This is a genomic window from Deltaproteobacteria bacterium HGW-Deltaproteobacteria-6 (genome assembly GCA_002840435.1).
Taxonomy (GTDB): Bacteria; Desulfobacterota; Syntrophia; order Syntrophales; family Smithellaceae; genus UBA8904.
Genome location: PHAT01000002.1, coordinates 159,457 through 183,534, shown reverse-complemented (window position 1 = coordinate 183,534; position 24,078 = coordinate 159,457). Strand labels below are relative to the sequence as shown.

Genomic DNA, 24,078 nt, shown 5'->3' with positions numbered 1-24,078 from the left:
CGCGTACCTTCAGCATTCGGATCCTTTATTCTTTCAGTTCAGCGGTAAAATTCCGGTCCGGCCGGAATCAACCGGTCTTTTGCGCAACCAAATCGTTAATGGTTGACGTAACTCTTTTGATTTCTTCGATGCCCTGACTTTGCGTGGATGAAGACCGGGCGATGCCATCCACCAGACTGACGGATTTTGTCACATTTTCGGAAACTTTCGCGAAACGGTCGTTCGTTTCCGATACCAGTGATGACCCCTGCCGGATATGCGAAATAATATCTTCAATCAGGCCTGATGTATTTTTGGCCGCCTCTGCGGAACGCATGGCCAGGTTCCGAACTTCATCGGCCACCACGGCAAATCCCGCACCCGCCTCTCCCGCGCGAGCCGCCTCCACCGCCGCGTTGAGGGCCAGCAGATTGGTTTGAAATGCAATCTCGTCAATCGTCCTGATGATCTTGGATGTCTCTTCGCTGGTTCGCGTAATGTCCGCCATCTGCGACGTCAATGCTTTCATGGAGACATTGGTCTGATCTACGACATCGCCCGTCTGACTGATCAGATCATTGGCTTCCATCGCGTTTTGAGCCGCTTCCCGGGTCAGACCGGCCATTTTTTCCACGATGTCCCGGGCCAGCCGCTCCGTGTGTTCGCGAACCTGGACAAACACAGATTCCAGTTGACGCGCCAGTTCATCGGATTTTTCTCTTAATTTCTGCTGCTCCAGTTCCGCCCGCCCGTGAGCCCGGGCCGCCGCTTTTTGCGCCATAAGCGCGCTCTTCAAACCACGGTCGCCGAACGTCAGGGTAATGACCATCGTTAGAAACGGACCCAGAACATTGGCGATCTGAGCCTGGACCATCTGCGCCTGCGTCAGAGCAATGACGGGAAGCGTATAGCCGGTCAGATGAATCCCCAGAAAAACCAGAACCTCCAGAAACATGAAAGCGGACCAAAAGATGAAGCTGGCAAACCCGACAAAGGTTACCGCAAAAATCGGCAGGATAATATTCCAGGCAAGCGATGAGGATAAAATACCGCCCGTCACGGCGGGCAGAACGGAAAAATGCCAGGCCAGCGCCGCCATGATGCAATTTCCCATGATTTTAAGCGAACCGCTGAATTTCAGAATGAATGGACAGATCAGCGCACAGAAAACCATCACGCAAAAGATGCTGACAGCCAGTTCCGTATGACCCATTTTGTACCATTTGATAACGTTGGGAAGGAAGAAAATCACCGACAGCTGCGTGAAGGCTGTCAGCTGGAAGGTGCGTCGGTATTCGTCTTCCTGTTGATTTATGGATGCAGGAATAAAATAATTAATGTAATGTCTCAGCATAGTTCCATCCTGTGTTGCAGAAATTAAAAACCTGCGGTTTATATCGACGTACAGCCCCACCTTGTCAAGAAATTTCTGACAAAAAAATCTTGAGATGGCTTAAGAGCGTCAGACCCGTGTAGTGTAACAGTAAAGTATTGTCATATCGACCGGAGGGAGATATCTTTACTTTGTGCCAGATTCCTTAAGATTTCTCACTTCGTTCGAAATGACATTATTATAAAGCTGTTCATTGGAACACTGCACTAGGCACTTCGCCCGGCATACGCCGGGTTATAATTATTGTTTTACCAGCACGACAGCCAGGCTCATGGGGACGGCCGGTCTGGTGAGAAGTTTAAACCCGGCCTTTTGCGCGTAATCGAGCTCGGCATCAAATTGTGCTTTGGAAACATGAAGTTTTGGTTCCGCCAGAAGAAATTTCCCGTCGTCTTTCAGGACAGCATATAATTGCGCAAAAAATCCGGCCTGGTCGGGGACCTCGTGCGCCATCCAAAAGGCCAGAACAAAATCGGCCCGATCCGTAACATTCAGAGAATCCGGACTGGCCAGTTGCAGACGAACCCGGTTTGCAACTCCCGCATGTATGGCCCGCCTGGATATGGCAGCAAGCATTTCTTCCTGGATATCCACCGCGACAACCTGTCCGTTATCTCCCACCAGGCGGGCCATGGGAATGGTAAAAAAGCCGATGCCGGGACCAACGTCCAGCACAGTGTCGCCCTGTCTGATATAATCTTTAATGATCTGATCGGGATTTTGCAAACGTTTGCGGACCCAGTTGTCAAATGTAAAGCACAGCCAGCGGGGGCAAACATGATGTTTTCTGACAAATAAAAGATCGCCTATTTTGCTCATTGGTTTTCTCCATCACGGCACAGGTCATCAAGTGGATCACCCTTACGTTTTAAGATCATTAAACCGAACCCGCGAAAATTACAATTAGAAATAATAATTCTTAGCACTTGAATCACAGGACAATTTCATTTAAACATTTTCATACTATCCTCCATCCTGAGGAGCCGCTGATGAGGGCAGAAAGGGAAAGCAGGCGCTACGAATGCTAACACCAGTGTTACCTGCGGTGTTGCGTCTATCCTGACGTCCACAATTGAAGTTATTTAAACTAAAAAAGTCGTGACGGGAATTTCAATCGAAAATTCCGGCGACGGGAGGAGAAATCAAGCCATGGCAAGAAAACCTCAAAACGGTCCTTTGCAGGGAATTCGCATTCTGGATCTTACCCGGCTCTACCCGGGGCCGCTCGGCACCATGATGCTCGCCGATATGGGCGCTGATGTCATCAAGATCGAGGATATCAATGCGCCGGATTATATGCGATACTATCCTCCCTATATCGAATCCGAGTCCGCAGGCTTTATCGCCGTCAACCGATCTAAGCGCAGCCTGGCCCTGAATCTTAAAACCAAAAAAGGCGCCGGTATTTTTTTGTCGCTCATCAAAACAGCCGATATTGTTATTGAGCAGTTCCGGCCGGGAGTGCTTGCTGAACTGGGCATTGGCTACAAAGATGCCTGCCTGGCAAAACCCGACATCATCTATGTTTCCATTACCGGATACGGGCAGGACGGACCTTACGCCAATGACGCCGGACACGATATCAATTTTATGGGATATGCCGGAATCCTTGCGGCAACCGGCGCGTGCGGGACAGGCCCCGTGATTCCGGGGCCCCAGTTAGGCGATGTGGCGGGCGGCGCCTACATGTCCGTCATCGCCTGCCTTTCCGCTCTGTGGGCCAGAGAAAAAACCGGCAAAGGTCAGCAGGTAGACGTGTCCATGCTGGATGGCGTTCTGCCGTTGATGACTTTGCAGATGGCGCATTATCAGGCAACCCGAATTTCCTTTGCGCCGGGAGAGCCGCCCCTTTCCGGAGGTCTGGCCTGCTACGGCGTGTATTCCTGCGCCGACGGCAAACATATCGCTCTGGGCATTTTGGAGACCAAGTTCTGGAAAATTTTCTGCGAAATGACCGGTCACCCGGAATGGATCGAAAAGCATCTGGTCATGGGGGAAGAGGCTGAAAGTCTGCGCAGGGAAATCGCGGATCTTTTCCGGACAAAAACAAGGGATGAATGGATGATTGCGGCAAAAACACTGGATGTCTGCCTGACCCCTGTGCTGGATATTTCAGAGATAGAAAAAGACCCGCAGATAAAGGCGCGGCGGATGATTCATGAACAGGCCCATCCCGTTTCCGGCAAGATCAAGGGCATTGGTGTTCCCCTGAAATTTTCGGAAACACCGGCTGAACCTGCCTGGCCGTCGCCTGCTCTGGGCCAGGACTCAAAATCCATTCTGGAAGAAATCGGCTGCCGGCCCGAAGAAATAGAAGCATTCCGCCAGGAAGGTATTGCCCTGATTCCCGATTAGGGGCCGTTAAGAAATGTTACAGTGATTATTGAACAGCGGCTTAATGCCGCCTTTATTCCATTTCTAAATCAATGATGATATCGCGGCGGCTAGGAGGAGGCAACGAGGCGTATTGTACATACGCTGAGGAAGCCGACGACAACGCCAACAAAGATAGCGCTTGATTTAGGAATGGAATTATCTCATCACAATGCCGCCGTCTATACTCACAGCCTGGCCCGTGATGCTGCGGGCTTCGTAAGACGCCAGATAGGCCACCAGAGCGGCAATCTCACCAGCATCCTGGGGACGGCGGAGCGGGGTGACTTCTTTAACCCTGGCGTCGAATATTTCATTAAGGCTCTTATCCGCATATGCGGGCTGGATGTCTTTCACCGCCTGCGCAAGCGTCTCCCAGCCCGGTGTATAAACATAGCCGGGACAAACGGCATTGACGGTAATATTATGGCGGGCCAATTCCTTGGCCAGCGTTTGCGTAAATCCAATCACGCCGAATTTCGCCGCACAGTACGCCCCCAGAAGCTGTTCGCCCTGCCTGCCCGAGACGGAGGACATATTGATGATCCTGCCCTGCTTTCTGGGAATCATGACCCTGGCCGCGGCGCGGCAGCAGAGATAAGCGCTTTTCAGGTTGATCTCTATGGTCCGGTCCCAATCTTCGATCGCGGATTTCGCAATCAGGGCAATGCCTGATCCGCCACCCACATTATTGACCAGGATGTCGATTGCGCCGTACGCATCCATTGCCTTTTGCATCAGGGCATCCACATCTTCCGGCTTTGTCGCATCGCCGGCAACGGTTAGAGCATCGCCGCCACCTGCTTTTATCGCGCGAGCGACTTTTTGCGCGGCTTCGATATTTAAATCCGCCACAACCACCTTCACCCCTTCCGAGGCCAGGCATAAAGAGACGGCTTCACCGATACCGTTTCCCCCGCCCGTCACGATGGCAATTTTATCTTTAATTTTCAAATCCATACTTTTCGGCCTCCTCGGAATATTTTTGTGTACTCGTACATACTGCTTTCCCTTATAAAGATGACTTTTACGTTATCCTGCTTCTTTAGAATTTACGGACAGCGGTCGTTCGAAACGGTCCAGAATCAAATCCAAAATCTTTTGCACACCGGGCCGGTCTATTTTTTCCCGGTCGTCTTTGATTTGCTCCTCCATGGCCAATTGAACCACACCGCGGACAACCCAGGTCATGTGCCCCGTGTTGCCGGGTTGAAACTCCTTTGACGCGATGCCGTCTTCGATGATCTTTTTAATCGCCGCGTGAAATTTGACATGATAGGAAATGAAATCGCAATAAGGCGCGCCCTGAGACGGACCGTAGTAAATCGTAAACATCAGCCGGAAAAAATCCTTGTCATTAATGACATGAAGAAAAATCTTGTCCACCAGATCTTTCAAACGGTACCTGGCGCTTTCGGATGTGTGCAAATGCAGCTCCAGCGCCGAATCGATCAGAGCACAATGTATCTGCATCAACTCCAGGTAAAGGCCTTCCTTGCTGCCGAAATAATAATAAAGAGAAGGAGCGGTGATGCCCGCCGCATCCACAATTTCCCGCACCGTTGTCGCGGCATATCCTCTCTTGGCAAACAACACGAGAGCCACGTCCAGAATCTGCTGCCGGGATTCAGACTCGACATTTTTTCTTACCGGCCTGCCCTTTTTTCCGGCCATTTTTCTCCTCAACCTGTTTCCGGTTATATTTTTTTCTGATAAAAATCGTTTCCCGTCATTTTCCGCATATATTGACAAACGGATTAATTTGTCAATCTTATAAAACCATTCATACGGTAACTGAATGCAAACACACAGGAACAAAGGACCGGCTCGAAAAAAGCAGGGCCGGTCCCGGATGCTTCATCAGACCATCCTTCAGAAGAGAATAAAAAAAACATTCATCCCATGTTGATATTATTACACCATTTTCAAAGTTCACAACGTCCCCGCCATGACCGAACAGTTATTTTTCATTGACACCGTGAGATCTTATTTTATATAATGACCGTTATAGAGTCTTACCAAGTGGGTTTCTTGTCAAGAAAAATTTAAAAAACAGGGAGGGAGCACGATGAAAAAGATACATCTGTTTGCCGGAATGGTTTTAGTTTTTCTGCTAATCACCACAGGAGCATGGGCTGCCAGCCCGGATACCAAGGGACCGATTAAAATCGGCTTCATGGGAAATATGTCCGCGCCCTTCTCGCTCAGCGCCAAAGGCGCCGCTACCATGGCTGTTGATGAAATCAATAAAGCAGGCGGCATTGGGGGACGGCAAATCAAACTCATCGTTGAAGACACCAAAGGTGAAATCCCCAAATGTGTGGAAATTTACAAGAAACTGGTGATGAGCGACCGCGTGCTCGCTGTTTTCATCGGGGAAAAGGTGGAAATGGGCGTGGCCGGCATGGAGATCGGCGCGGAATTGTTTCCCGAATATCCGCACATCTTCTTCAGCACAATCGGTTCCGGAGATGACATCTGGCATCGCGTACGCGACAACTATAAAAAATACCGGTTCGGATTCCAGACGTACTATGCCATCTCGACCAACTACCTGAAGATTCTGGCGCCGGACAACATCGACTGCTTCAAAAATCAGATTAAAGCCAAAAAAGTAGCCATCCTTTATGAAGACATGGAATGGACCAAGCCTTTGCGTATGGGCATCCCCAATGTTTCACCATCCCTGCCTGATATTTACAAAAAGAAGGGGGTCAATGTTGTTTATCAGACAACCACGTCCCTCGATCAGAAAATGTTTAACCCCATCTTTGAAGAGATCGCCAAATCCGGAGCCGATCTCATCGATTGCGTCGTCGGTTACATTGATCAGCCGGCCTTTATCAAACAGTGGTCTCAATCCAGCGCCCGGAACATCCCCGTATTTATCTGGGGAGGACTCGCCGGAATGCCCCCGATCTGGAAAATGACCGAAGGCAAAGTAAACGGCGTCATGGTTGGCTCCTCTCTGGTCAGAGTCCCCATTACGCCCAAAACGATTCCGTTCATGGATAATCTGGTTAAAAATTATAAAGTCGGCCCCATTTTCGGTTCCCATACCACTTACGACACCATTTACGGTTTCAAGAAAGCCATCGAAAAAGCCGGAGGAACGGGAAACATCGACAATCTGATTAAGCAGCTGGAACAGGTCGAAGAAGTGGCCGTTCTGGGCACCATCGGCTGGAATGCAAAATTCCACTACAACCTTCCCCCTCCCAAGTATGTGACGCCCATCGTCCAGTGGCAGGCAGGTGAAATGAAAGTCATCTATCCTCTGAAATATAAAATGGCTGAATACAAAGCACCGAAAGATTTGCGGAAATAAAACGTGCGGGGAATCCGCGCTCATCTTGCGCGCGGATTCCCCGATACACAAGTTTATTGATTTTTTTCCTTTGGGACGATCCGGTGTTGCATGCATTTTTTTAAAATCAGTAACGTCAAATCAGACAGCTTCAGACAACAAAAGGGGGTGGCGCAGACCCTATGAGTAATATTCTTCTGCAGATTATCATTTACACCGTCATCTGGGGTTCCATCTATCTTTTGATATCGCTGGGCTTCTCGCTCATCTGCGGGGTGCTCCGCATCTTCCATCTGGGATACGGCGTCGTCTTTGTTTTAGCCGCTTATGTGACCTGGGCTTTTATGGAGGAAGCACATCTGGGGCTGGTGCCCAGCATCCTGCTCATGATGCTGGTCCAGTGCGCCTTTGCCCTGCTTGTCTTCTACAAAGGCGTCTTTCAGCGCTATCTGGAAGAGGAGGAAATTCTCCTGACCCTTTCCATCCTCATTTTTCTCGCCGTCGCCCATCTGGCCAACTATCTGTATCCGGTCACAGCCGGCGTCAGTATTCCTTCAACCATCATCGATGATGTTCTGTCCGTAGGCTCCGTCACCATCGCCTACCAGATGGTTATTGCGGCGCTGACAGGAATTCTGGTGACGGCCGTCTATGTGGTCTGGTTTATGAAAACAAGAATCGGCCTGATCATTCGGGCCATCAGCCAGAACCTGCCCGCTGCCATGCTCATGGGGGCAAATGTCAACCGGATGTACTATCTGGCCATGATCCTCTCGGTGATCCCTCCCACCATCTGCCTGATTGTGATCGCGCCTTTCTGGGGGGTTGATCCGTTCATGGGCGCATCGCTGCTCATGACCGCCATGCTGATTTCCATTCTCGGAGGTTTAGGCAATCTCAAGGGAAGTATTGTTGCTTCTTACCTGATCGGATTCATTCATGCCTCGGTCAGCTTCATCTTTGTGTCCCGTTTCATGGGGCTTGCCGCCTTGATTGTTACTCTGGTTGTGATGATTTATCGGCGCGGTGGTATTTTTGCAGGAGAAACCTTATGGTAAATTTTGAATTACGCCGCGATCGCATCGTCGTGCGCTTTCGAGACAAGAAAACGGAATGGGTGATTGAACCGCGCTACTGGCGAAATCCGACCATCGGGATCAGCATCCTGCTCATTCTGCCGGTCTTCGTTTATTCCTATCCCAACATCCTGACGATGATCACCACAGCCAATCTTTATGCGGCCCTGGCCATTCCGCTGGCTCTGCAAATGCTGGGGACGGGGCGGGTGAATTTCGGTCCGCAGCTCTATCTGGGAATCGGCGGCTATACCGCCGCGCTTCTGAATCTCCATTTCGGCTGGAGTCCGGCGATGACGCTTGCGGCAACGATTACCGTCTGCGCGGTCATCTCGCTCATTTTGAGCCCGACCACCCTGATCGCCAAAGGACTATATTTTTCCCTCATCACCCTGATTCTGCCGCTGACCTTCCTGGATGTCACCTACATCTGGGGAGACCTCTTTCGCGGGGAAGTGGGCCTTGTGGGAATGAGCCCGCTTTTGACATTTGAAAAAGTTTCCTGGAATTATATCGCTTATTACTATTTATCCCTTTTTTTAATGCTGATATATCTTCTGTTCTGTGATCGCACGGTGCGGTCCCGGATCGGCATCAGCATGGCGGCGGTCAACGAAAATGAAAATGTGGCCCGCATGATGGGGGTGAACGTAAACGCCTACAAAGTTTTTTTCTATGTGGCGCCGTCCATCCTGACCGGAATCGTGGGCTGGTTTATCGTCCATACCTTCCGTACCTTCGCCGGCGTGACGTATCTCCCTCTGGAATTCATGACCAAAATTCTGATCATCGTCATCGTCGGGGGAAGAGCTTTCCTCTATGGCGCCATCCCCGGAGCCTACCTGATTTCCATCGTCGAAGATTCGTTGAGGGGGCTCGGTCCTGTAAACTATTTCGTGTTCCCTTTGATTCTGATTGCCCTGATTGTTTTTCTACCGCGCGGAGAAGGACTGTGGGGTCTCTATAAAAAAAGACGCCCCCGGGATTATTTTCCAAAACTGCATGTAAGGAGAGAATAGCGCTGTGCTGGAGATAACAACTGTATCAAAAAATTTCGGAGGGCTTGCCGCCGTGAGCGACGTCAGTTTCAATGTCGCCGAGGGGGAGGTCGTTGGTTTGATCGGGCCCAACGGCGCCGGGAAGACGACGATGCTCAACCTGATCTGCGGTATTTACACGCCGGACCAGGGGTCTATCCGTTTCGACGGAACGGATATCACAGGCCTTCCCAGCCATAAAATCTGCAAGCTGGGCATCTCCCGAACCTATCAGATTCCCCAACCCTTTGAGTCCATGACCGCCCTGGCCGGAGTGATGGTCGGCGTCTTAAACGGAAAATATCGCCCCAACATGAGCGTTCCCGATGCGGCTCTGGAGGCCTCCTACTATCTGGAATTCGTGGGGCTCTTCTCCAAGCGCGACACGCTGGCGCGCGATCTGAATCTTTATGAACTGCGCATGCTGGAGCTTGCCCGTGCTCTGGCCACGACGCCGAAGCTCCTGCTTCTGGACGAAGTCATGGCGGGCCTCAATCCCACGGAAGCGTCACACGCGCTGGATATGATCTGGAGCGCTCAGGAACAGTTTGCCTTTACCATCCTGTGGATCGAACACGTCATGAAAATCATCATGAACGCGACCCAGCGGGTGGTTGTTCTTCAATACGGCAAAAAGATCGCGGAAGGTCCGCCCAAAGAAGTCACCTCGGACCCCAAAATTATCGAGGCCTACCTAGGAGCGAAATATGCTCAACATTAAAGATCTGAATGCGGCCTATGGCGTGATCCCCGTCCTTCACGATGTGAATCTGGAAATCCGGGAAGGCGAACTTGTCGCGCTTCTCGGCGCCAACGGGGCGGGAAAAACAACCCTGCTCAACAACATCTCCGGGGTGCTGCCCGCCAAATCGGGAACCATTTCCTTTCTGGGGGAACCCATTCAGCATCTGTCTTCCGACCGGATTGTCAATCTCGGTATATCCCAGATCCCCGAGGGAAGAAAAATTTTCCCTTACCTGAGCGTCAAAGAAAATCTGTTGATGGGCGCCAGCACGAAAAAAGCCTGGAAAAAGCGCAGGGAAATGCTGGAAAAGGTCTATACCCTGTTCCCCATCCTGAATGAGCGCACCAATCAGCGGGCAAGCCTGATGAGCGGTGGAGAGCAGCAGATGCTGGTCATTGCGCGGGGATTAATGGCCCGGCCAAAACTCCTGATGATCGATGAGCCCTCCCTGGGACTGAGTCCGCTCATCATGTCGCAGATTTACGACGTGATCAAAACGTTCCCCGACGAAGGCATTACCGTGCTTCTGTCGGAACAAAATGCGTTGTATGCCCTGGAAATCGCCAACCGGGGTTATGTGATGCAGGATGGTCATATCGTGCTCACGGGAACCAGTGAATTTCTGCTGAACAGCGAACTGGTTAAAAAAGCTTATATAGGAATGTAACCATGACAGAAGATTATTTTAATTTTACAGACAAGCTTTTTGCCCGGGAGGATATCGGCAAAAAAGCGGAAGCGCTCAAAGGCATCCGGGTTCTTGACCTGTCCCATATGATCTTTGGCCCGACGGCGGCAAAGTTTCTGGGGCAGTACGGCGCCGAAGTGATCAAGGTGGAAGTTCCCCATCAGGGCGACTACTGGCGGGGCGGAACCTACTGGGGCAAATACTGGAAACACTCCAATCCCCTGTGGCATTTCATCAATCCGGGCAAATATTTTGTCGGCATTGACGTCAAGAAACCGAAGGGCAAGGATCTGATCCTTCAGCTTGCCGAAAAAGCCGACGTCATCATCGAAAATTTCACCTCCGGAACCGTGGAGGCTTGGGGCATCGGCTATTCCCAGGTCAGCAAGACTAATCCAAAAGTCATTTACGCCAGCCTCAGCACCTACGGGCAATTCGGCCCGCGGCGGTATGCGCCGGGCTGGGATCTGCTGGCTCAGGGCGCAAGCGGCGTCCTGTCCGTCACCGGTCATCCGGATACGGATAAATATTTTAAAGTTCCCGATTTCTTCGGTGATTTTTTCCCGGCCTATTACGCGGCCATGCTCATCCTCATCGCGCTCAATTACCGGGAACGATCGGGAGAGGGACAGTATATCGACGGCTGTCAGGCGGAAATCCTGATGAGGACGCTCAGCCATTTCACTTACCATGACGCGACCGGAGAAAACCTGGGGCGCACCGGCAATATGGACCCGACCACTTCCCCCTCGGGGATATTCAAGACGCGTGACGGAAAATTCCTGGCCGTCGCCATTGCCACGGATAAGCAGTTCCAGTCCCTGTGCAAAGCGCTGGGCCGTGATGACCTGGCCCGCAATGAAGCATATAAAAAAGCCGCAGACAGGCTTAAAAAAGAAAATGCGCTGACGTTAAACAAAGTGCTTGAAGAATGGGCCGGCACCACAGATGCATCCGCAATCACCGAACTGGCCCGCAAGCATCGCTTTGCCGCATCCGAAGTCATGGACGATGTGCAGATCAGCGAGGATCCGTGGCGCAGAGAGAGAGGCAGCGCCATTCTCTTTGAAGACGACATGTATAAAAAACTGCTCGTGGAGGGTCCCATCGCCATGCTAAGCAAGACGCCCGGCCGGATCAAGTGGCTGACCCGGCCGCTGGGTTATCACAACCGCTATGTCTTCAAGAAAATTCTGGGATTGACGGAGGATCAGATCAAGGCCCTCGAAAAAGAAAGGGTTGTGGGAACCTGGGATTATCGGGTCGGCCAGAGACCGCCGATTTATCACGATCTGGCCAAGGATAAAATTTTTAATTACGAAGGGGGTGAGGACCATTAAAGAGCGAGTTTATTCAAGATACCTGCAAAAAAAAGGCGCCTCCAAACTGTCCGACTGGAAAAATATTCTGACGCTGTTGAAAACGTCCGAGGGAAAGCCGGAAGCGCTCGATGATATGATGGTCCTCGATCTGAGCTACGCCAATTTTTCCGGAAACGTCGCCGCCAGTTTTCTGGCTGAAGCCGGGGCCGAAGTCATTAAGGTTGAACCTCCCGAAGGAGACCCGTCTCGTGCCATGAGCCCGTTCGGGGCCAACGTCAGCGGGGTGGGAATCCCCTATCTGATGGAAAGCCGCAACAAACGCCAGATCACGCTGGATCTGGAAAGTCCCGAAGGCCAGGACAATCTCAGGCGATTAGCTGCGCGTGCGGATATGCTCATTGAAACCTATGTCCCCGGACAGATGGACGCGTGGGGAATCGGATACCGTCAACTGCGCGAACTCAATCCCGGCCTGATTTACATCGCCATTTCGCCCTACGGGCATTACACGGCCAAAGGCAGAGAAATGGCCGAGATGCCCTGGACGGATCTGACCTCGCAGGCCGAGTCCGGTCTTGCCGCGCTCATCGGAGATCTCCCGGATGCGCCGGAGCCTTATAACTGGCCGACTCGCGCCGGATTTTATGCCGCCGGTTATACGTCCGCGGTTGGAGCGGCCTGCGGAGGACTTACGGCGTCCTTCTTCAAACGCCGGACGGGCGAAGGGCAAATGATCGACATTGCGACAGCGGATGCTTATGCGTCGTGCGTCGGTTTCCCGCCGACCATCGGCTATATCTGGAAGAAACCGAGGCTGCGCTACGGCACGCTTGATTACGGCCTTTGTCCCTACGGATTTTTCAAATGCCAGGACGGTTACGTGGCCATCGCCTGCTTCCGTGACCAGGACTTCCGGGCGGCTCTGAAACTTCTGGGCCAGTGGAAGATTGAAGAGGACTGGAAAACCCTGCTCGACCGGATCACGGACGACATTGAAAAAGTCAAAGAGCTCAACCATATCGTCGAAAACGCCGTCGGAAAATATACCTTCCGGCAGATCAACGAAAAATTCGCCGCCTACAGTGTTAAAGCAGCCGGTTCCAAATGGCGGGGGGGCGGTCTTCCCGTTACAACAAAAATGCTGACGCCCGATGAAGTCCTCAAGGAAGAGCACTGGGAAGCGCGCGAAACTTTCCCGAAAATTTCCCATCCTTCATTTGGTGTCGTGACACTGCCGACAACCGGGAAGATGACCAAAACACCCTTACGGGTGAAATGGATTTCCGCAAACATCGGCGAAGATAACGACTATATTTTTGAAAAATACGGACTGAACGCCGGCGCAAAGACCGAATAGACCATCAGAGAAAGGAAAGCCCCGCGTTTCCTGCTTCGGCGGCAGCCGGTAAATCAATAATCACTTTAAGTTCTCCTGCCGGGGATTGAACTTCTATCCTATCTGGATGACAGCGCAAAATCCCCGGCAGTTTTGCCGGGAAAAATATGGAAATACGAAGAAAAAAATTATAAGCATTGATCAATAAGCTTCCTTCATTTCGAAAGCTGAAGAACCGGACGACTCCGTGCCGGAATAAATATACTTCAACAAACATGGGAGTACAATGCACATGGAAACAGAGAAAAATAAGAACGAAGCGGCGCCGGCCAAAAACCTGCCGGCCGGACAACCAAAAACCGACAACAGCGTCATTCGGCCCGACCTTGCCGAGGTGATCCACAGACATTCCTTCGGTCTGGACGAGAATCGCCCTGCCATTGTCGCAAAGAGAAAAGAAAAAAAACAGCGCACCGCCCGGGGCAACGTGATGGACCTTTGCGATGCCGGCAGCTTCATTGAATACGGCGCTCTGGCCATTGCCGCACAGCGCGGACGGCGTTCAGTGGATGACCTGATTGCCAAAACCCCGACGGACGGCATGATCGCGGGCATCGGGTCCATAAACGCCGCACAGTTTGGTGATGACAAGGCCCGCTGCATGGTGCTGGCCTATGACTATACCGTTCTGGCGGGCACGCAGGGGTACTTCAACCACAAGAAAAAAGACCGCATGCTGCATCTGGCCCATGAACAACGGCTGCCGGTTGTTTTCTTCGCGGAAGGCGGCGGCGGAAGGCCCGGTGACGTCGACGCGGAAGGCGTCATGGTGGCCGGACTGGACTTGACCACCTTCGGAGCATTTGCAAGGCTGAGCGGGTACGTGCCGGTCGTCGGTATTGTCTCCGGGTTTTGCTTCGCGGGCAATGCGGCCCTTCTGGGCTGCTGTGACATCATTATTGCCGCCAAGAATTCCAGCATCGGCATGGGCGGACCGGTCATGATCGAAGGGGGCGGCCTGGGCGTCTTCAAACCGGAGGAAGTCGGCCCGATGGATGTCCAGACACAAAACGGCGTCGTTGATATTGAAGTGGAAGACGATGTGGAAGCAGTCGCCACGGCCAAAAAATATCTTTCCTATTTTCAGGGTGCAACATCATCGTGGAAAGCCTCTGACCCGCTCAAACTGCGCACCATGGTTCCGGAAAGCCGCAAGCGGGCATACAATGTCAAGACGCTGATCAAAGCTCTGGCGGACACCGACTCTTTTCTGGAAATCAGGCCTAAATTCGGCCCCAGCATGGTCACGGGCCTCATCCGCATTGAAGGCCGGCCGTTCGGCATCATCGCCAACAATTCCATGGTCACAGCCGGCGCCATCGAAGCCGAAGGCGCAGACAAGGCTGCCCGCCTGATGCAGCTTTGCAACGCACACGGCCTGCCGATTCTGTCTTTATGCGACACACCGGGTTTCATGGTCGGACCGGAAATCGAAAAGCGCGCGCAGGTTCGCCATGTTTGCCGCATGTTTGTGGTCGGTTCGCACATCACCGTACCCTACTTTACCATTGTGCTGCGCAGAGGCTACGGCCTGGGCGCGATGGCCATGGCCAGGGGAGGATTCCACGCATCGTTCTTCACGGCCGCCTGGCCCTCGGGAGAATTCGGCGGGATGGGACTGGAGGGCGCGGTCAAGGCGGGGTTCAAAAAAGAACTGGCCGCCATTGAAGATCCTCAAAAACGCGAAGAACTCTACGAGTTCCTGGTCGGCCAGTTATACGAAAGAGGCAAAGCCATTAACATGGCCGCCCATCTGGAAATTGACGCGGTTATCGATCCGGCCGACACTCGCAAGTGGATCATGCAGGGGTTGAAATCCGCCCCCGCGTGGAAGCAAGAGGATGCTTGTCATTCTTTTGTTGATCCATGGTAAAAGAAAAGAATTTGAACAACCGGGGCGCATTTCAGCGCCCCAGTTGTTCATAGATCATCATGACCGTATTCACATACACATCACTGTGGTTATAATACCAGATCGCCTTGCGTTTTTGCTCAAGGGAGGCATCCTCCCGCCAGCCGTATTTTCTGAGGTAATTTCCCATACTGAGATTCGCGTCTGTCATATTAAAAGGACTGGCGGTGCCGTCGCCGTCGGCATCGATGCCGAAAATCCAGAAAGATGACGGAATAAACTGCGCCGGCCCCATCGCTCCGGCAAATGATCCCGAAATACTCAAAGGATCGATATTCAGGTGATTGGCAATGTGCACCAGATAGGCCAGTTCGCCTGCCGCCCATTTCGCTTTTCGTTTGGCCCGGGCAATGGTGGCCTCTTCAAGCAGCTGGGGATAAACCGCCGCGTAACGGTCCTGCACTTCTTTCCAATATCCCGGGTCCAGCATAAAGGCCAGATTGGCGTAAGCGTTAACCACGCCATAGGACATCGGATGGGTTCCCAGCCGGGACTCGATCGTCAGAATGGCCGTGATAATCCGGGGGGATGTGCCAAAACGCTTCTCCACCGCAGATAACACGACGGCACGCTCTTTCATAAAAGCTTTCCCCTGTTTAATCTGCCGGGGATTAACCTCCATGACGCCGGGCTTTCCGGCCGTTCCTTTCGGACTGGAATAGAAAAGATTTTTGATGATGATATCCGGTCGGACGGATACACGGTGATCCTGCATGATGCTGTGCGCCTGGCATGGATCAAGCCCTTCCGCGATCAGCAATTCTTCGACCACCCGTCGCTGCGGCTCGCCGGTATTACCGGAAGACGGATAGAGCAGAATAATATGGATAACAATAATCAGATATATAAAATTTCTTCGCACCCATCCGCCTTAGCTTGTGAACTTCCCAAAATGATTTGCCGGTCATACTACATTTCGGAGTCTGATTTATGCAAGCGGATTTATCCGCTTCCCGGACAATAAACAGGTCCTCGATGAAAATCTGCACGTTGCGACACCGCAACAGGCTCGATCCGGCATTCGGCATTGCACGGATATCATGAACAGCCAACCAGTCGTTTTGGAAATATTTTGAAGTCCGCCCGGCATCATCGATCAGCGGCATGCTTCATTCCGGGAAAGACTCCCATCACTACATTTTATTTAATATCAACAGCTTACCATGCCTCCAGGCCACCCGGGGAAAATATTTTTAATATGGCTGAATTTTATTGACAAATAGTCGTAATTTGTCTATAAGCTTCGATCTTAACGTTAACTAAGGATAAGTATATGTACGCAATCATAAAAACAGGTGCAAAACAACATAAGGTCAGCGAAGGCGATGTTCTGTCTGTTGAAAAACTGGCTGGCGAAAAAGGGACCGAGATTGTCTTTAATGAAGTTCTGATGGTATCGGATGAAAACTCCGTCAAAATCGGCAAGCCTTTCGTGGAAGGCGCCAAAGTCACAGGCGAAGTCGTCGCCCAGACCAAAGGCCCCAAGCTGATTATCGGCAAAATGAAGAAACGTAAGGGTTATCGCAAGAAGACCGGACACCGTCAGGCATTAACCAGCATGAAAATAAATAAGATTTCGATATAAGCGGAGGACATCATGGCACATAAAAAAGGTCAGGGAAGCTCCCGCAACGGTAGAGACTCCAATTCGCAGCGACGCGGCGTCAAAGTATATGGCGGTGAACAAATTCACGCGGGATCCATTATCGTGCGGCAGGTCGGTACAAAAATTCATCCGGGCAACAACGTAGGCCTGGGCAAGGATTTCACACTTTTCGCGCTGATCAACGGCGTCGTGAAATATGAGAGACTGGATAAAACCCGGAAAAAGGTCAGCGTTTACGCCTCATAGAGAAAACGAATCGGTTTCAGGATATTCAAAGGCGCTTACTTAAGCGCCTTTTTATTTTTTACGTAAATTCCCTCTTCTCCAGTATAACTTTGTTGTCAGTTCCACTGCCCCCCTCAACCTATTGACAAGATGCGCCTGCGGGGACGTCGCAGGTCGCTTTATACTTTGGATAGATAATTTACGCGATCTGTCATATAGTTAAATAAAAAGGTACACGCATTATGAAATTTGTTGACGAAGCAAAGATATTTGTGAAGGCGGGACATGGCGGCCCGGGCAGCATCAGTTTCCGACGGGAGAAGTTTATCGCCAAAGGCGGCCCGGACGGCGGCGACGGCGGCAAAGGCGGCGATGTGATTTTTCGCGCAGACAAAAGCCACCACACCCTGCTGGATTTAAAGTACCAGCAGCATCAAATCGCCAAAAACGGCGGGCACGGGTCCGGCAATAACCGCACCGGCCGCAGTGCTGAAGATCTGGAAGTGATTGTTCCGCCCGGAACCGTTGTGAAAGATTTCGAAACCGGTGAGATCCTGGCCGATCTCGCGGAACTGGGGCAAACCTTTATCGTCGCCAAAGGCGGCATCGGCGGCAAGGGCAACGCCCATTTCAAGACGTCCACGCACCAGACGCCGCGTTTCGCCCAGGAAGGCATGGAAGGCGAGGAACGCTGGCTCAAAATGGAACTCAAACTGCTGGCCGACGTGGGACTCGTCGGGTTCCCCAACGCAGGCAAGTCCACGTTTATCTCGCGGGTTTCGGCGGCCCGTCCCAAAATTGCCGACTATCCTTTTACCACCCTCACACCGCATCTGGGCGTGGTCAAATACGCGGACAGCCCGAGCTTTGTCGTGGCTGATATTCCCGGCCTGATTGCCGGGGCGCATGAAGGCATGGGCATGGGCATTCAGTTTCTCCGTCATGTGGAGAGAACGTCGGTGTTGCTGCATCTGATCGACATTTCCGAAGAGCCCAACACCAATGCGCTGAAAAATTATAACGCCATCATCAAAGAGCTGAAACTCTACAATCCGCAATTACTGGAAAAGGCCCAGATTGTCGCACTCAACAAAATCGATCTGCCGCAGGTAAAGGAAAAAGTCAAAAAATCAGTTGCGCAATTTTCGAAAAAAGGGATAATACTTCATCCGTTTTCCGCCGCGACTGGCGTTGGCTTGCAGGACATTTTAAGAAAGATTGTGACCGTCTTAAACAAGACTTGAAAAACCATGAATAACATTCGTCTGGAAACGTTCGCATCCGCAAAAAAAATTCTCATTAAAATCGGCTCTGCGGTGCTCACAGGCAGAGACGGTCTGGATCTGAAAATCATCGATTCCCTGGCCCAGGAAATGTGCGACCTGACGCGCCGGGGCTTTTCGATAATCCTCGTCACCTCCGGAGCGATCGCCTCGGGCAAGCACCGTCTGAACATCCAGGGCAAACTCAAAAGCATTCCCGAAAAGCAGGCGGCGGCGGCCGTCGGCCAGGGAAGACTGATGCGTGTCTACTCCAAAGCGTTTGAAAAAAACAACCTTTACGTCGCGCAGATTCTGCTCACGCTTGCGGACCTGACCGACAGGCAAAGATACCTGAATATCCGCAACACGCTTTCCACATTGATGGAATGGCATGTGACGCCCATTATCAATGAAAACGATTCCGTTGCCGTCGATGAAATCAAGTTCGGCGACAACGACAACCTTGCCGCGATGATTGCCAATGTGATTGAGGCGGATTTATTCATCAACCTGACGGCGACCGACGGGCTTTACGACTGCAATCCGTCGCAATCCAAAAAAGCAAAACTGATTCCCATCGTCCGCGAAATCACCGACGCCATTGAGGCGGGAGCCACGGATGAAACGTCTTCCGTCGGCACGGGCGGCATGAAAAGCAAGATTATCGCCGCCAAAAAAGTCACGTCCATCGGCATCCCCTGCATTATCGCGCCCGGCAAAAGAAAAAAAGTTCTTTCGGACATTCTGGCGGGGCGTGAAGTCGGCACACTGTTTTTGCCGCAAACGTCCCGGCTCAACAGCAAAAAATACTGGATCGCTTTTACCTTGCGTCCCTGCGGCCGGCTGATCGTCGATGACGGCGCGAAAAAAGCCCTGCTGGACAAGGGCAAAAGCCTGCTGCCCTCCGGTATTACCGCCGTGGAAGGAAAGTTTGCCACGGGTGATCCCGTCAATTGCGTGGACAGCGAAGGAACGCTGCTGGCCAAGGGGCTGGTCAATTACAGCGCGGCCGACATCCGCAAAATTCTGGGATTGAAAACATCGCAGATTTTTTCCGTCCTGGGGCACAAAGACTATGATGAAGTGATTCATCGTGACAATCTGGTGATTACCGGCGATATCAGGAAAAACAAAAACTGTACCGCGTAGTAAAGAATCTCATCCATCAATTTTGCGCGGGGACGCGCCCGTAAATAAGGAGGGTAAAATGATTCCATTGATCGTTTTAGTCGTTATCATCGCCGCCGTCGCTTTTTATTTTGTCGGAATTTACAACAACCTGATTGCGCTGCGCAATCTTTACCTCAACGCCTTCACCCAGATCGACATCCAGTTGAAGCGCCGCTATGATCTGATTCCCAATCTGGTGGAAACAGCCAAAGGGTATCTGGCCCATGAACGCGGCACGCTGGAAGCCGTCATTCAGGCGCGCAACACGGCGCTGGACGCAAGCAAACTCGCGGCGGCTTCTCCGGGCAACGCGCAGGCCATGGCGGGACTGTCCCGGGCGGAAGGGTCGCTTGCCGGCGTGCTTTCCAAACTGCTGGCAGTGGTGGAATCCTACCCGGATTTAAAAGCCAATAAAACCATCAGCGATCTGATGGAAGAGCTGACCTCCACGGAAAACAAAGTTAGCTTTGCCAGGCAGGCATACAATGATGCCATAACCGATTACAATACCCAGCGGGAACAGTTTCCCAACAACGTGATCTCCTCAACCTTTGAATTTAAGAAGGCCGCCCTCCTGGAAGTCGTGGAAAAAGCCGAAGAACGGACGGCGCCCAAAGTGTCTTTTACCTGAAAATCCATAAACCGACACGATTGATTTCTTAAAATGAGCGCTGATCGTTCGACTAATTTTTTTGCCAGGCAGCAGCATGCCCGTAAAAGCTGCAGGAATCAGATGATCCTGTTTGTTTTTGCGGTATCCATTATTGTCGGGGTCACCACCCTGGCCATTCGTCTGGCCTGGTATTTATACGTCAGCACCCACGCCTACACGTCGTTGAACAGCGGCGAGGCATCCCGCTACCATCGCAAGCTCGCCACTTTTACGTTTTTTGATCCCGCGTTTTTTATTTTTATGTCCATGCTGATTGTCATCATCATTCTCGCAGCCAGCCTGTACAAAATGCACGCTCTGCAAAAAGGCGGTTCCGCCGTGGCGGAAATGCTGGGCGCCCGCCGCATCGGCGGGAACGCAACGACTCCGGCAGAGCGCCGTCTGATTAACGTGGTGGAGGAGATGGCGATAGCCGCAGGCATCCCCGTCCCGCAAATCTTTGTTCTGGATTCCGAAAACAACATCAACGCCTTTGCCGCCGGTCTGGAATTCAGCGACGCGGCGGTGACCGTCACCAAAGGAGCTCTGGATAAACTGACCCGCGACGAATTGCAGGGCGTCGTCGCCCACGAATTCAGCCATATCCTGAACGGAGACATGCGCCTCAATGTGCAGCTGATCGGCATCCTTTTCGGCATTCTTTTCCTGGGCATTGCCGGCCAGAAATTTCTTTCCTTCGGAAGAGTTTCTTTTCGGGCGGGACTCCCGGCCATAGCCGCGGGTATTTTTCTGGTCATCATCGGTTACGCCGGTTCCTTCCTGGGCAGACTGATGCAATGCGCCATCTCCCGGCAGCAGGAGTTGCTGGCGGACGCGTCAGCCGTGCAGTTTACCCGCAACCCGCTGGGGCTCGCCGGTGCGCTCAAAAAAATCGGCGGCTCCGCCTTCGGCGCGCGCATCAATGCGCCCGAGGCACGGCAGGCCAGTCACTTATTCTTCGGCGAAAGTCATCCCGCCTCGTGGTTTTCCTTTCTGGATACCCATCCGCCGCTGGTCACACGCATCCGGCTTCTGGACCCGTCTTTTGACGGCAAGTTTGTAAAGATCATTGACGGTCAGTCCGGGCCCAAACCCCTGTACACAGAGCCATTCGGCGGCACCGGGTTCTATCAGCGGCCCGCCGCACCGCTTGCGGCGGCGATGTCCGCCTTCGTGTCAGCTTCCATCGGCAACCCCACACCGGACCATCTTGGACAGAGCCGGGCCCTGATGACGTCCATACCGGAAGACATCCGTCAGCTTGTTGAAACACCGCAGGGAGCCGCCTGCATGATTTACGCGCTGCTCATGGACAATGATGCATCCGTGCGCAATCAACAGATGACGGCGCTGGGCAGAGCGCTGGTTTTGCAGGGAAACATTGACAGGGTCTTTCAGTTGAGCAATCAATTATCCGGCCTGCAAAGCAGGATTAAACTGCCCCTTCTGGAATTAGCCATGCCGTCCTTGTCGGCAATGACCAGCATGGAAAAAAGAAATTTCCTGCTGATTCTGCAATCGCTGGTCAACGCCGACGGCAGGTTGACGCTTATGGAATTGTCCATTCAATGGATTCTTGAAAAACATTTAAACCCTTCCGAAGAGCTTTTTAAAAGCGTGACGATTTTCACGTATTCCAAGATAGGCCTGGACATCGTCGTACTGCTTGGGGCATTGGCCCGGGCCGGACACGCCGAAGACAAGGTCAAAGCGGAGCAGGCCTTTCAGGCGGGTCTCAGCAGGATTCCGGAACTGGCGGCCCGCAAGCCCGTTTTTATTTATGAAGAAAGCACCTTCTACACCAGAGTAAACACCGCGCTTACCCGTTTGGGCGATGCGTCCTTCAAAATCAAGGAATCGGTCATGGACGCCTGCGCGCACTGCGCGTTTGCGGATAAAACCGTCACGTTTGAAGAAGGGGAACTTCTGCGCGTTGTCGCGCTCGCGCTTCAATGCCCCCTGCCGCCGTTTTTGGAATCAAAGCCGGCAATGAATGCCGCTTAGATCAACGCGCTTTATAATCATTGCGAAGTCCTCAGCGCTGTGCTAAAGCCCCGTCTATGAGCATCTGGCAAAAGAAAAACAGAATACTGGTGACCTGTCCGAAAGGCGTTGCGCCTTATCTGAAGGCGGAAATTGAAGCATTGGGATTTCCCGTCCTACATGAAATCGACACCGCGATTTCCACGGAAGGAACGCTTGCCGATACCATGATATTGAATATTCATTTGCGCACGGCCCAGCGCGTTCTGTATCAACTGCAAATCTTCAAGGTCATCTCCCCCAGCGCTCTTTATGAACGCATCAACGCCATTCCCTGGGAGATATTTTTACACGATTCCGGCCCCAACGCTTATGTCTGCGTCACATCCGTGGTGGATAATCCGCTGATCACCGATACGCGCTTTGCCAACCTCAAGGCCAAGGATGCCATTGTCGATCGCATCCGCGAAAAAAGCGGCGTAAGGCCCGATTCCGGACCGGCAAAAGACAAGGCCGTCGTTCATGTTTACTGGCGAAATGATCAGGCAATGGTTTATATCGACACCTCCGGTGACCGCCTTTCCATGCGCGGGTATCGCAAGATCCCGCTCGCTGCGCCGATGCAGGAGACACTGGCGGCGGCATTGATTCTGGCCACAGGATGGCGAGGCAGAACGCCTTTTGTCAATCCGATGTGCGGCAGCGGCACACTGGCTATCGAGGCGGCCCTGATCGCCCTCAATCGTGCGCCGGGCCTGGGACGGAACAACTACGGATTCATGTATATTAAAGATTTTCCCCATGAACAATGGCAGGAACTGCGCAAAAAAGCCCGCAACGCATCCAGCAGGCAATTGCCCTCGAAAATTCTCGCCACGGATATCGATCCGGCAGCCGTGCAGGCGGCCGGCCAGAACGCAAAAACGGCGGGCGTTGACCACCTGATTGAATTTATGACCTGCTCATTTGAAAAAACACCGACACCGGGAGGCGGCGGTGTTATCGTCATGAATCCGCCATACGGCGAGCGGATGGAACCTTTAAAAATCAAAACGCTGCATCCCGAACGCCGGAAAGAGATCGCACCGGGGCAGAAAGTCATTCTCCGCAAGGCCGCCGACATGGCTCATAAAAGCAACGGTCCAAGCACCCTGCAACGCCTGGAGGCGCTTTACGAGGGCTGCGGTGACTGGTTTAAAAGCATTACCCGCGGCTATCGCGGTTATATTTTCACCGGCAATCTGGACATGATTAAAAAAGTGGGCCTTCGCACCAAGAGAAGGCTGGCCTTTTACAACGGCGAAATTGAATGCCGCCTGCTGGAATATGAGCTTTATGCGGGCAGTAAAAAACATGCCGCACCCGAAGATCAGGCCACCGCTCCATCTGTAATCATTGATGCCGTTTCGACTCCTGCCCATCAGGATAAGGAATAAAATGACTGAGAAATCTTTAAGATCTTCGAAAAGATTTTTCCGGCCGTCGAAATGACAGAACACCGACCTATATAAACAGTTCCTATGTTGTTTTCTTTTTTGCTTCTTTTTTACGGACTTTAGCCATTGCCTTGAGCGCTTTCTTATCAGAAGCTTCCGCGGGCAAAACGGACTTTGGGGGTAACGCCGCGGGAGGAGCATCAACAGGCAAAACCGTCGGCGTCTCACGAGGCTGCTCATCATCCAGCACTTGTTGCTGTTTGACGCGGCGAAGGCGCACACGGGCGATAATGGCTTCGGCCATCATTTTGCCGAACTGGCCGATAAACCCGGCAATCAAAACAAGAATCACCCATTTGAGAACCGACCAGGTGCTGATATAGTCCAGAATATCCATCCGGCAAAACCTATTTTCAGGAAACAATCGCGTTCGGCCAACATCTTTCAGTCAAGCGTATACTGAATGTTTTCAAACCACTTTTACTTTTTATACAGGAAAAGCCTCCCGGATGACAA

At 52.1% G+C, this 24,078-nt stretch carries 22 protein-coding genes and 1 pseudogene; 16 read left to right on the top strand and 7 right to left on the bottom strand.

The annotated features are described in order from the left end of the window. Nucleotides 1-67: 67 nt before the first annotated feature. Complete coding sequence (locus tag CVU71_05160; protein PKN19764.1) at nucleotides 68-1,333, bottom strand: hypothetical protein; 1,266 nt, start codon at nucleotides 1,331-1,333, stop codon at nucleotides 68-70. A 279-nt stretch (nucleotides 1,334-1,612) separates the two neighbouring features. Further along, on the bottom strand, nucleotides 1,613-2,191 hold the full coding sequence (locus CVU71_05155) for a hypothetical protein (protein PKN19763.1): 579 nt from the start codon (nucleotides 2,189-2,191) through the stop codon (nucleotides 1,613-1,615). Nucleotides 2,192-2,521: 330 nt separating this feature from the next. On the opposite strand from CVU71_05155, the gene CVU71_05150 reads away from it, so the two are divergent. Beyond that, nucleotides 2,522-3,727: a carnitine dehydratase gene (locus CVU71_05150; GenBank protein ID PKN19762.1), complete on the top strand. Its 1,206-nt coding sequence runs from the start codon at nucleotides 2,522-2,524 to the stop codon at nucleotides 3,725-3,727. Nucleotides 3,728-3,904: 177 nt separating this feature from the next. Here CVU71_05150 and CVU71_05145 read toward each other — a convergent pair whose 3' ends face one another. Both CVU71_05145 and CVU71_05140 read right to left on the bottom strand, forming a co-directional pair. Further along, nucleotides 3,905-4,705, bottom strand: a complete 801-nt coding sequence (locus CVU71_05145; GenBank protein ID PKN19761.1) for a hypothetical protein — start codon at nucleotides 4,703-4,705, stop codon at nucleotides 3,905-3,907. A 72-nt stretch (nucleotides 4,706-4,777) separates the two neighbouring features. Further along, the gene (locus CVU71_05140) at nucleotides 4,778-5,419 is read right to left on the bottom strand and encodes a TetR/AcrR family transcriptional regulator (GenBank protein PKN19760.1); all 642 of its coding nucleotides are present in this window, start codon (nucleotides 5,417-5,419) and stop codon (nucleotides 4,778-4,780) included. A gap of 394 nt (nucleotides 5,420-5,813) precedes the next feature. Between CVU71_05140 and CVU71_05135 the strand changes: the two genes are divergently transcribed. The 7 genes from CVU71_05135 to CVU71_05105 all read left to right on the top strand — a co-directional run bounded on the left by CVU71_05135 (nucleotide 5,814) and on the right by CVU71_05105 (nucleotide 13,277). Further along, a complete protein-coding gene (locus CVU71_05135) occupies nucleotides 5,814-7,073 on the top strand; it encodes a hypothetical protein (protein PKN19759.1) in 1,260 nt (419 codons plus the stop codon). Between the two features lie 161 nt (nucleotides 7,074-7,234). Then, a complete protein-coding gene (locus CVU71_05130) occupies nucleotides 7,235-8,110 on the top strand; it encodes a hypothetical protein (GenBank protein PKN19758.1) in 876 nt (291 codons plus the stop codon). Further along, nucleotides 8,104-9,147 (top strand): hypothetical protein, encoded by a 1,044-nt coding sequence (locus CVU71_05125; GenBank protein PKN19757.1) that lies wholly within the window; start codon nucleotides 8,104-8,106, stop codon nucleotides 9,145-9,147. The genes CVU71_05130 and CVU71_05125 overlap by 7 nt, the downstream gene beginning before the upstream one ends. Nucleotides 9,148-9,151: 4 nt before the next feature. After that, a complete protein-coding gene (locus CVU71_05120; GenBank protein ID PKN19756.1) occupies nucleotides 9,152-9,886 on the top strand; it encodes an ABC transporter ATP-binding protein in 735 nt (244 codons plus the stop codon). Next, nucleotides 9,873-10,577 (top strand): ABC transporter ATP-binding protein, encoded by a 705-nt coding sequence (locus CVU71_05115; protein ID PKN19755.1) that lies wholly within the window; start codon nucleotides 9,873-9,875, stop codon nucleotides 10,575-10,577. The genes CVU71_05120 and CVU71_05115 overlap by 14 nt, the downstream gene beginning before the upstream one ends. A 2-nt stretch (nucleotides 10,578-10,579) precedes the next feature. Next, nucleotides 10,580-11,938 carry a hypothetical protein gene (locus CVU71_05110; GenBank protein PKN19754.1) on the top strand — a complete coding sequence of 453 codons (1,359 nt, stop codon included), beginning with the start codon at nucleotides 10,580-10,582 and terminating at the stop codon, nucleotides 11,936-11,938. Then, nucleotides 11,925-13,277 carry a hypothetical protein gene (locus CVU71_05105; GenBank protein PKN19753.1) on the top strand — a complete coding sequence of 451 codons (1,353 nt, stop codon included), beginning with the start codon at nucleotides 11,925-11,927 and terminating at the stop codon, nucleotides 13,275-13,277. Before CVU71_05110 ends, CVU71_05105 begins: the two co-directional genes overlap by 14 nt. 4 nt (nucleotides 13,278-13,281) lie before the next feature. Here the strand turns inward: CVU71_05105 and CVU71_05100 are convergent, their stop codons facing one another. Further along, nucleotides 13,282-13,461, bottom strand: coding sequence for a hypothetical protein (locus CVU71_05100; protein PKN19752.1), 180 nt, complete (start codon nucleotides 13,459-13,461; stop codon nucleotides 13,282-13,284). An 81-nt stretch (nucleotides 13,462-13,542) separates the two neighbouring features. On the opposite strand from CVU71_05100, the gene CVU71_05095 reads away from it, so the two are divergent. Further along, the gene (locus CVU71_05095) at nucleotides 13,543-15,189 is read left to right on the top strand and encodes a biotin carboxylase (protein ID PKN19751.1); all 1,647 of its coding nucleotides are present in this window, start codon (nucleotides 13,543-13,545) and stop codon (nucleotides 15,187-15,189) included. Nucleotides 15,190-15,220: 31 nt separating this feature from the next. On the opposite strand, the gene CVU71_05090 is transcribed toward CVU71_05095, so the two are convergent. After that, the gene (locus tag CVU71_05090; GenBank protein ID PKN19750.1) at nucleotides 15,221-16,090 is read right to left on the bottom strand and encodes a hypothetical protein; all 870 of its coding nucleotides are present in this window, start codon (nucleotides 16,088-16,090) and stop codon (nucleotides 15,221-15,223) included. Between the two features lie 411 nt (nucleotides 16,091-16,501). Here CVU71_05090 and rplU point away from each other — a divergent pair, with 411 nt between their 5' ends. The 7 genes and pseudogenes from rplU (at nucleotide 16,502) to CVU71_05055 (ending at nucleotide 23,160) form a co-directional block, all read left to right on the top strand. Continuing rightward, nucleotides 16,502-16,813: a 50S ribosomal protein L21 gene (rplU, locus tag CVU71_05085; protein PKN19749.1), complete on the top strand. Its 312-nt coding sequence runs from the start codon at nucleotides 16,502-16,504 to the stop codon at nucleotides 16,811-16,813. 12 nt (nucleotides 16,814-16,825) lie between these two features. Continuing rightward, the gene (locus CVU71_05080) at nucleotides 16,826-17,080 is read left to right on the top strand and encodes a 50S ribosomal protein L27 (GenBank protein ID PKN19748.1); all 255 of its coding nucleotides are present in this window, start codon (nucleotides 16,826-16,828) and stop codon (nucleotides 17,078-17,080) included. Nucleotides 17,081-17,301: 221 nt separating this feature from the next. Next, nucleotides 17,302-18,303 (top strand): GTPase ObgE, encoded by a 1,002-nt coding sequence (locus CVU71_05075; GenBank protein ID PKN19747.1) that lies wholly within the window; start codon nucleotides 17,302-17,304, stop codon nucleotides 18,301-18,303. A 6-nt stretch (nucleotides 18,304-18,309) separates the two neighbouring features. After that, nucleotides 18,310-19,470 carry a glutamate 5-kinase gene (gene proB, locus CVU71_05070; GenBank protein PKN19746.1) on the top strand — a complete coding sequence of 387 codons (1,161 nt, stop codon included), beginning with the start codon at nucleotides 18,310-18,312 and terminating at the stop codon, nucleotides 19,468-19,470. Between the two features lie 58 nt (nucleotides 19,471-19,528). Next, the gene (locus CVU71_05065; GenBank protein ID PKN19745.1) at nucleotides 19,529-20,122 is read left to right on the top strand and encodes a hypothetical protein; all 594 of its coding nucleotides are present in this window, start codon (nucleotides 19,529-19,531) and stop codon (nucleotides 20,120-20,122) included. Between the two features lie 33 nt (nucleotides 20,123-20,155). Beyond that, nucleotides 20,156-22,147 (top strand): hypothetical protein, encoded by a 1,992-nt coding sequence (locus CVU71_05060; GenBank protein ID PKN19744.1) that lies wholly within the window; start codon nucleotides 20,156-20,158, stop codon nucleotides 22,145-22,147. Between the two features lie 56 nt (nucleotides 22,148-22,203). Then, nucleotides 22,204-23,160, top strand: a pseudogene (locus CVU71_05055) (RNA methyltransferase). Between the two features lie 484 nt (nucleotides 23,161-23,644). On the opposite strand, the gene CVU71_05050 reads toward CVU71_05055, so the two are convergent. Next, entirely contained in the window at nucleotides 23,645-23,959 is a 315-nt protein-coding gene (locus tag CVU71_05050) for a hypothetical protein (GenBank protein ID PKN19743.1), read from the bottom strand. Nucleotides 23,960-24,078: the final 119 nt, after the last annotated feature.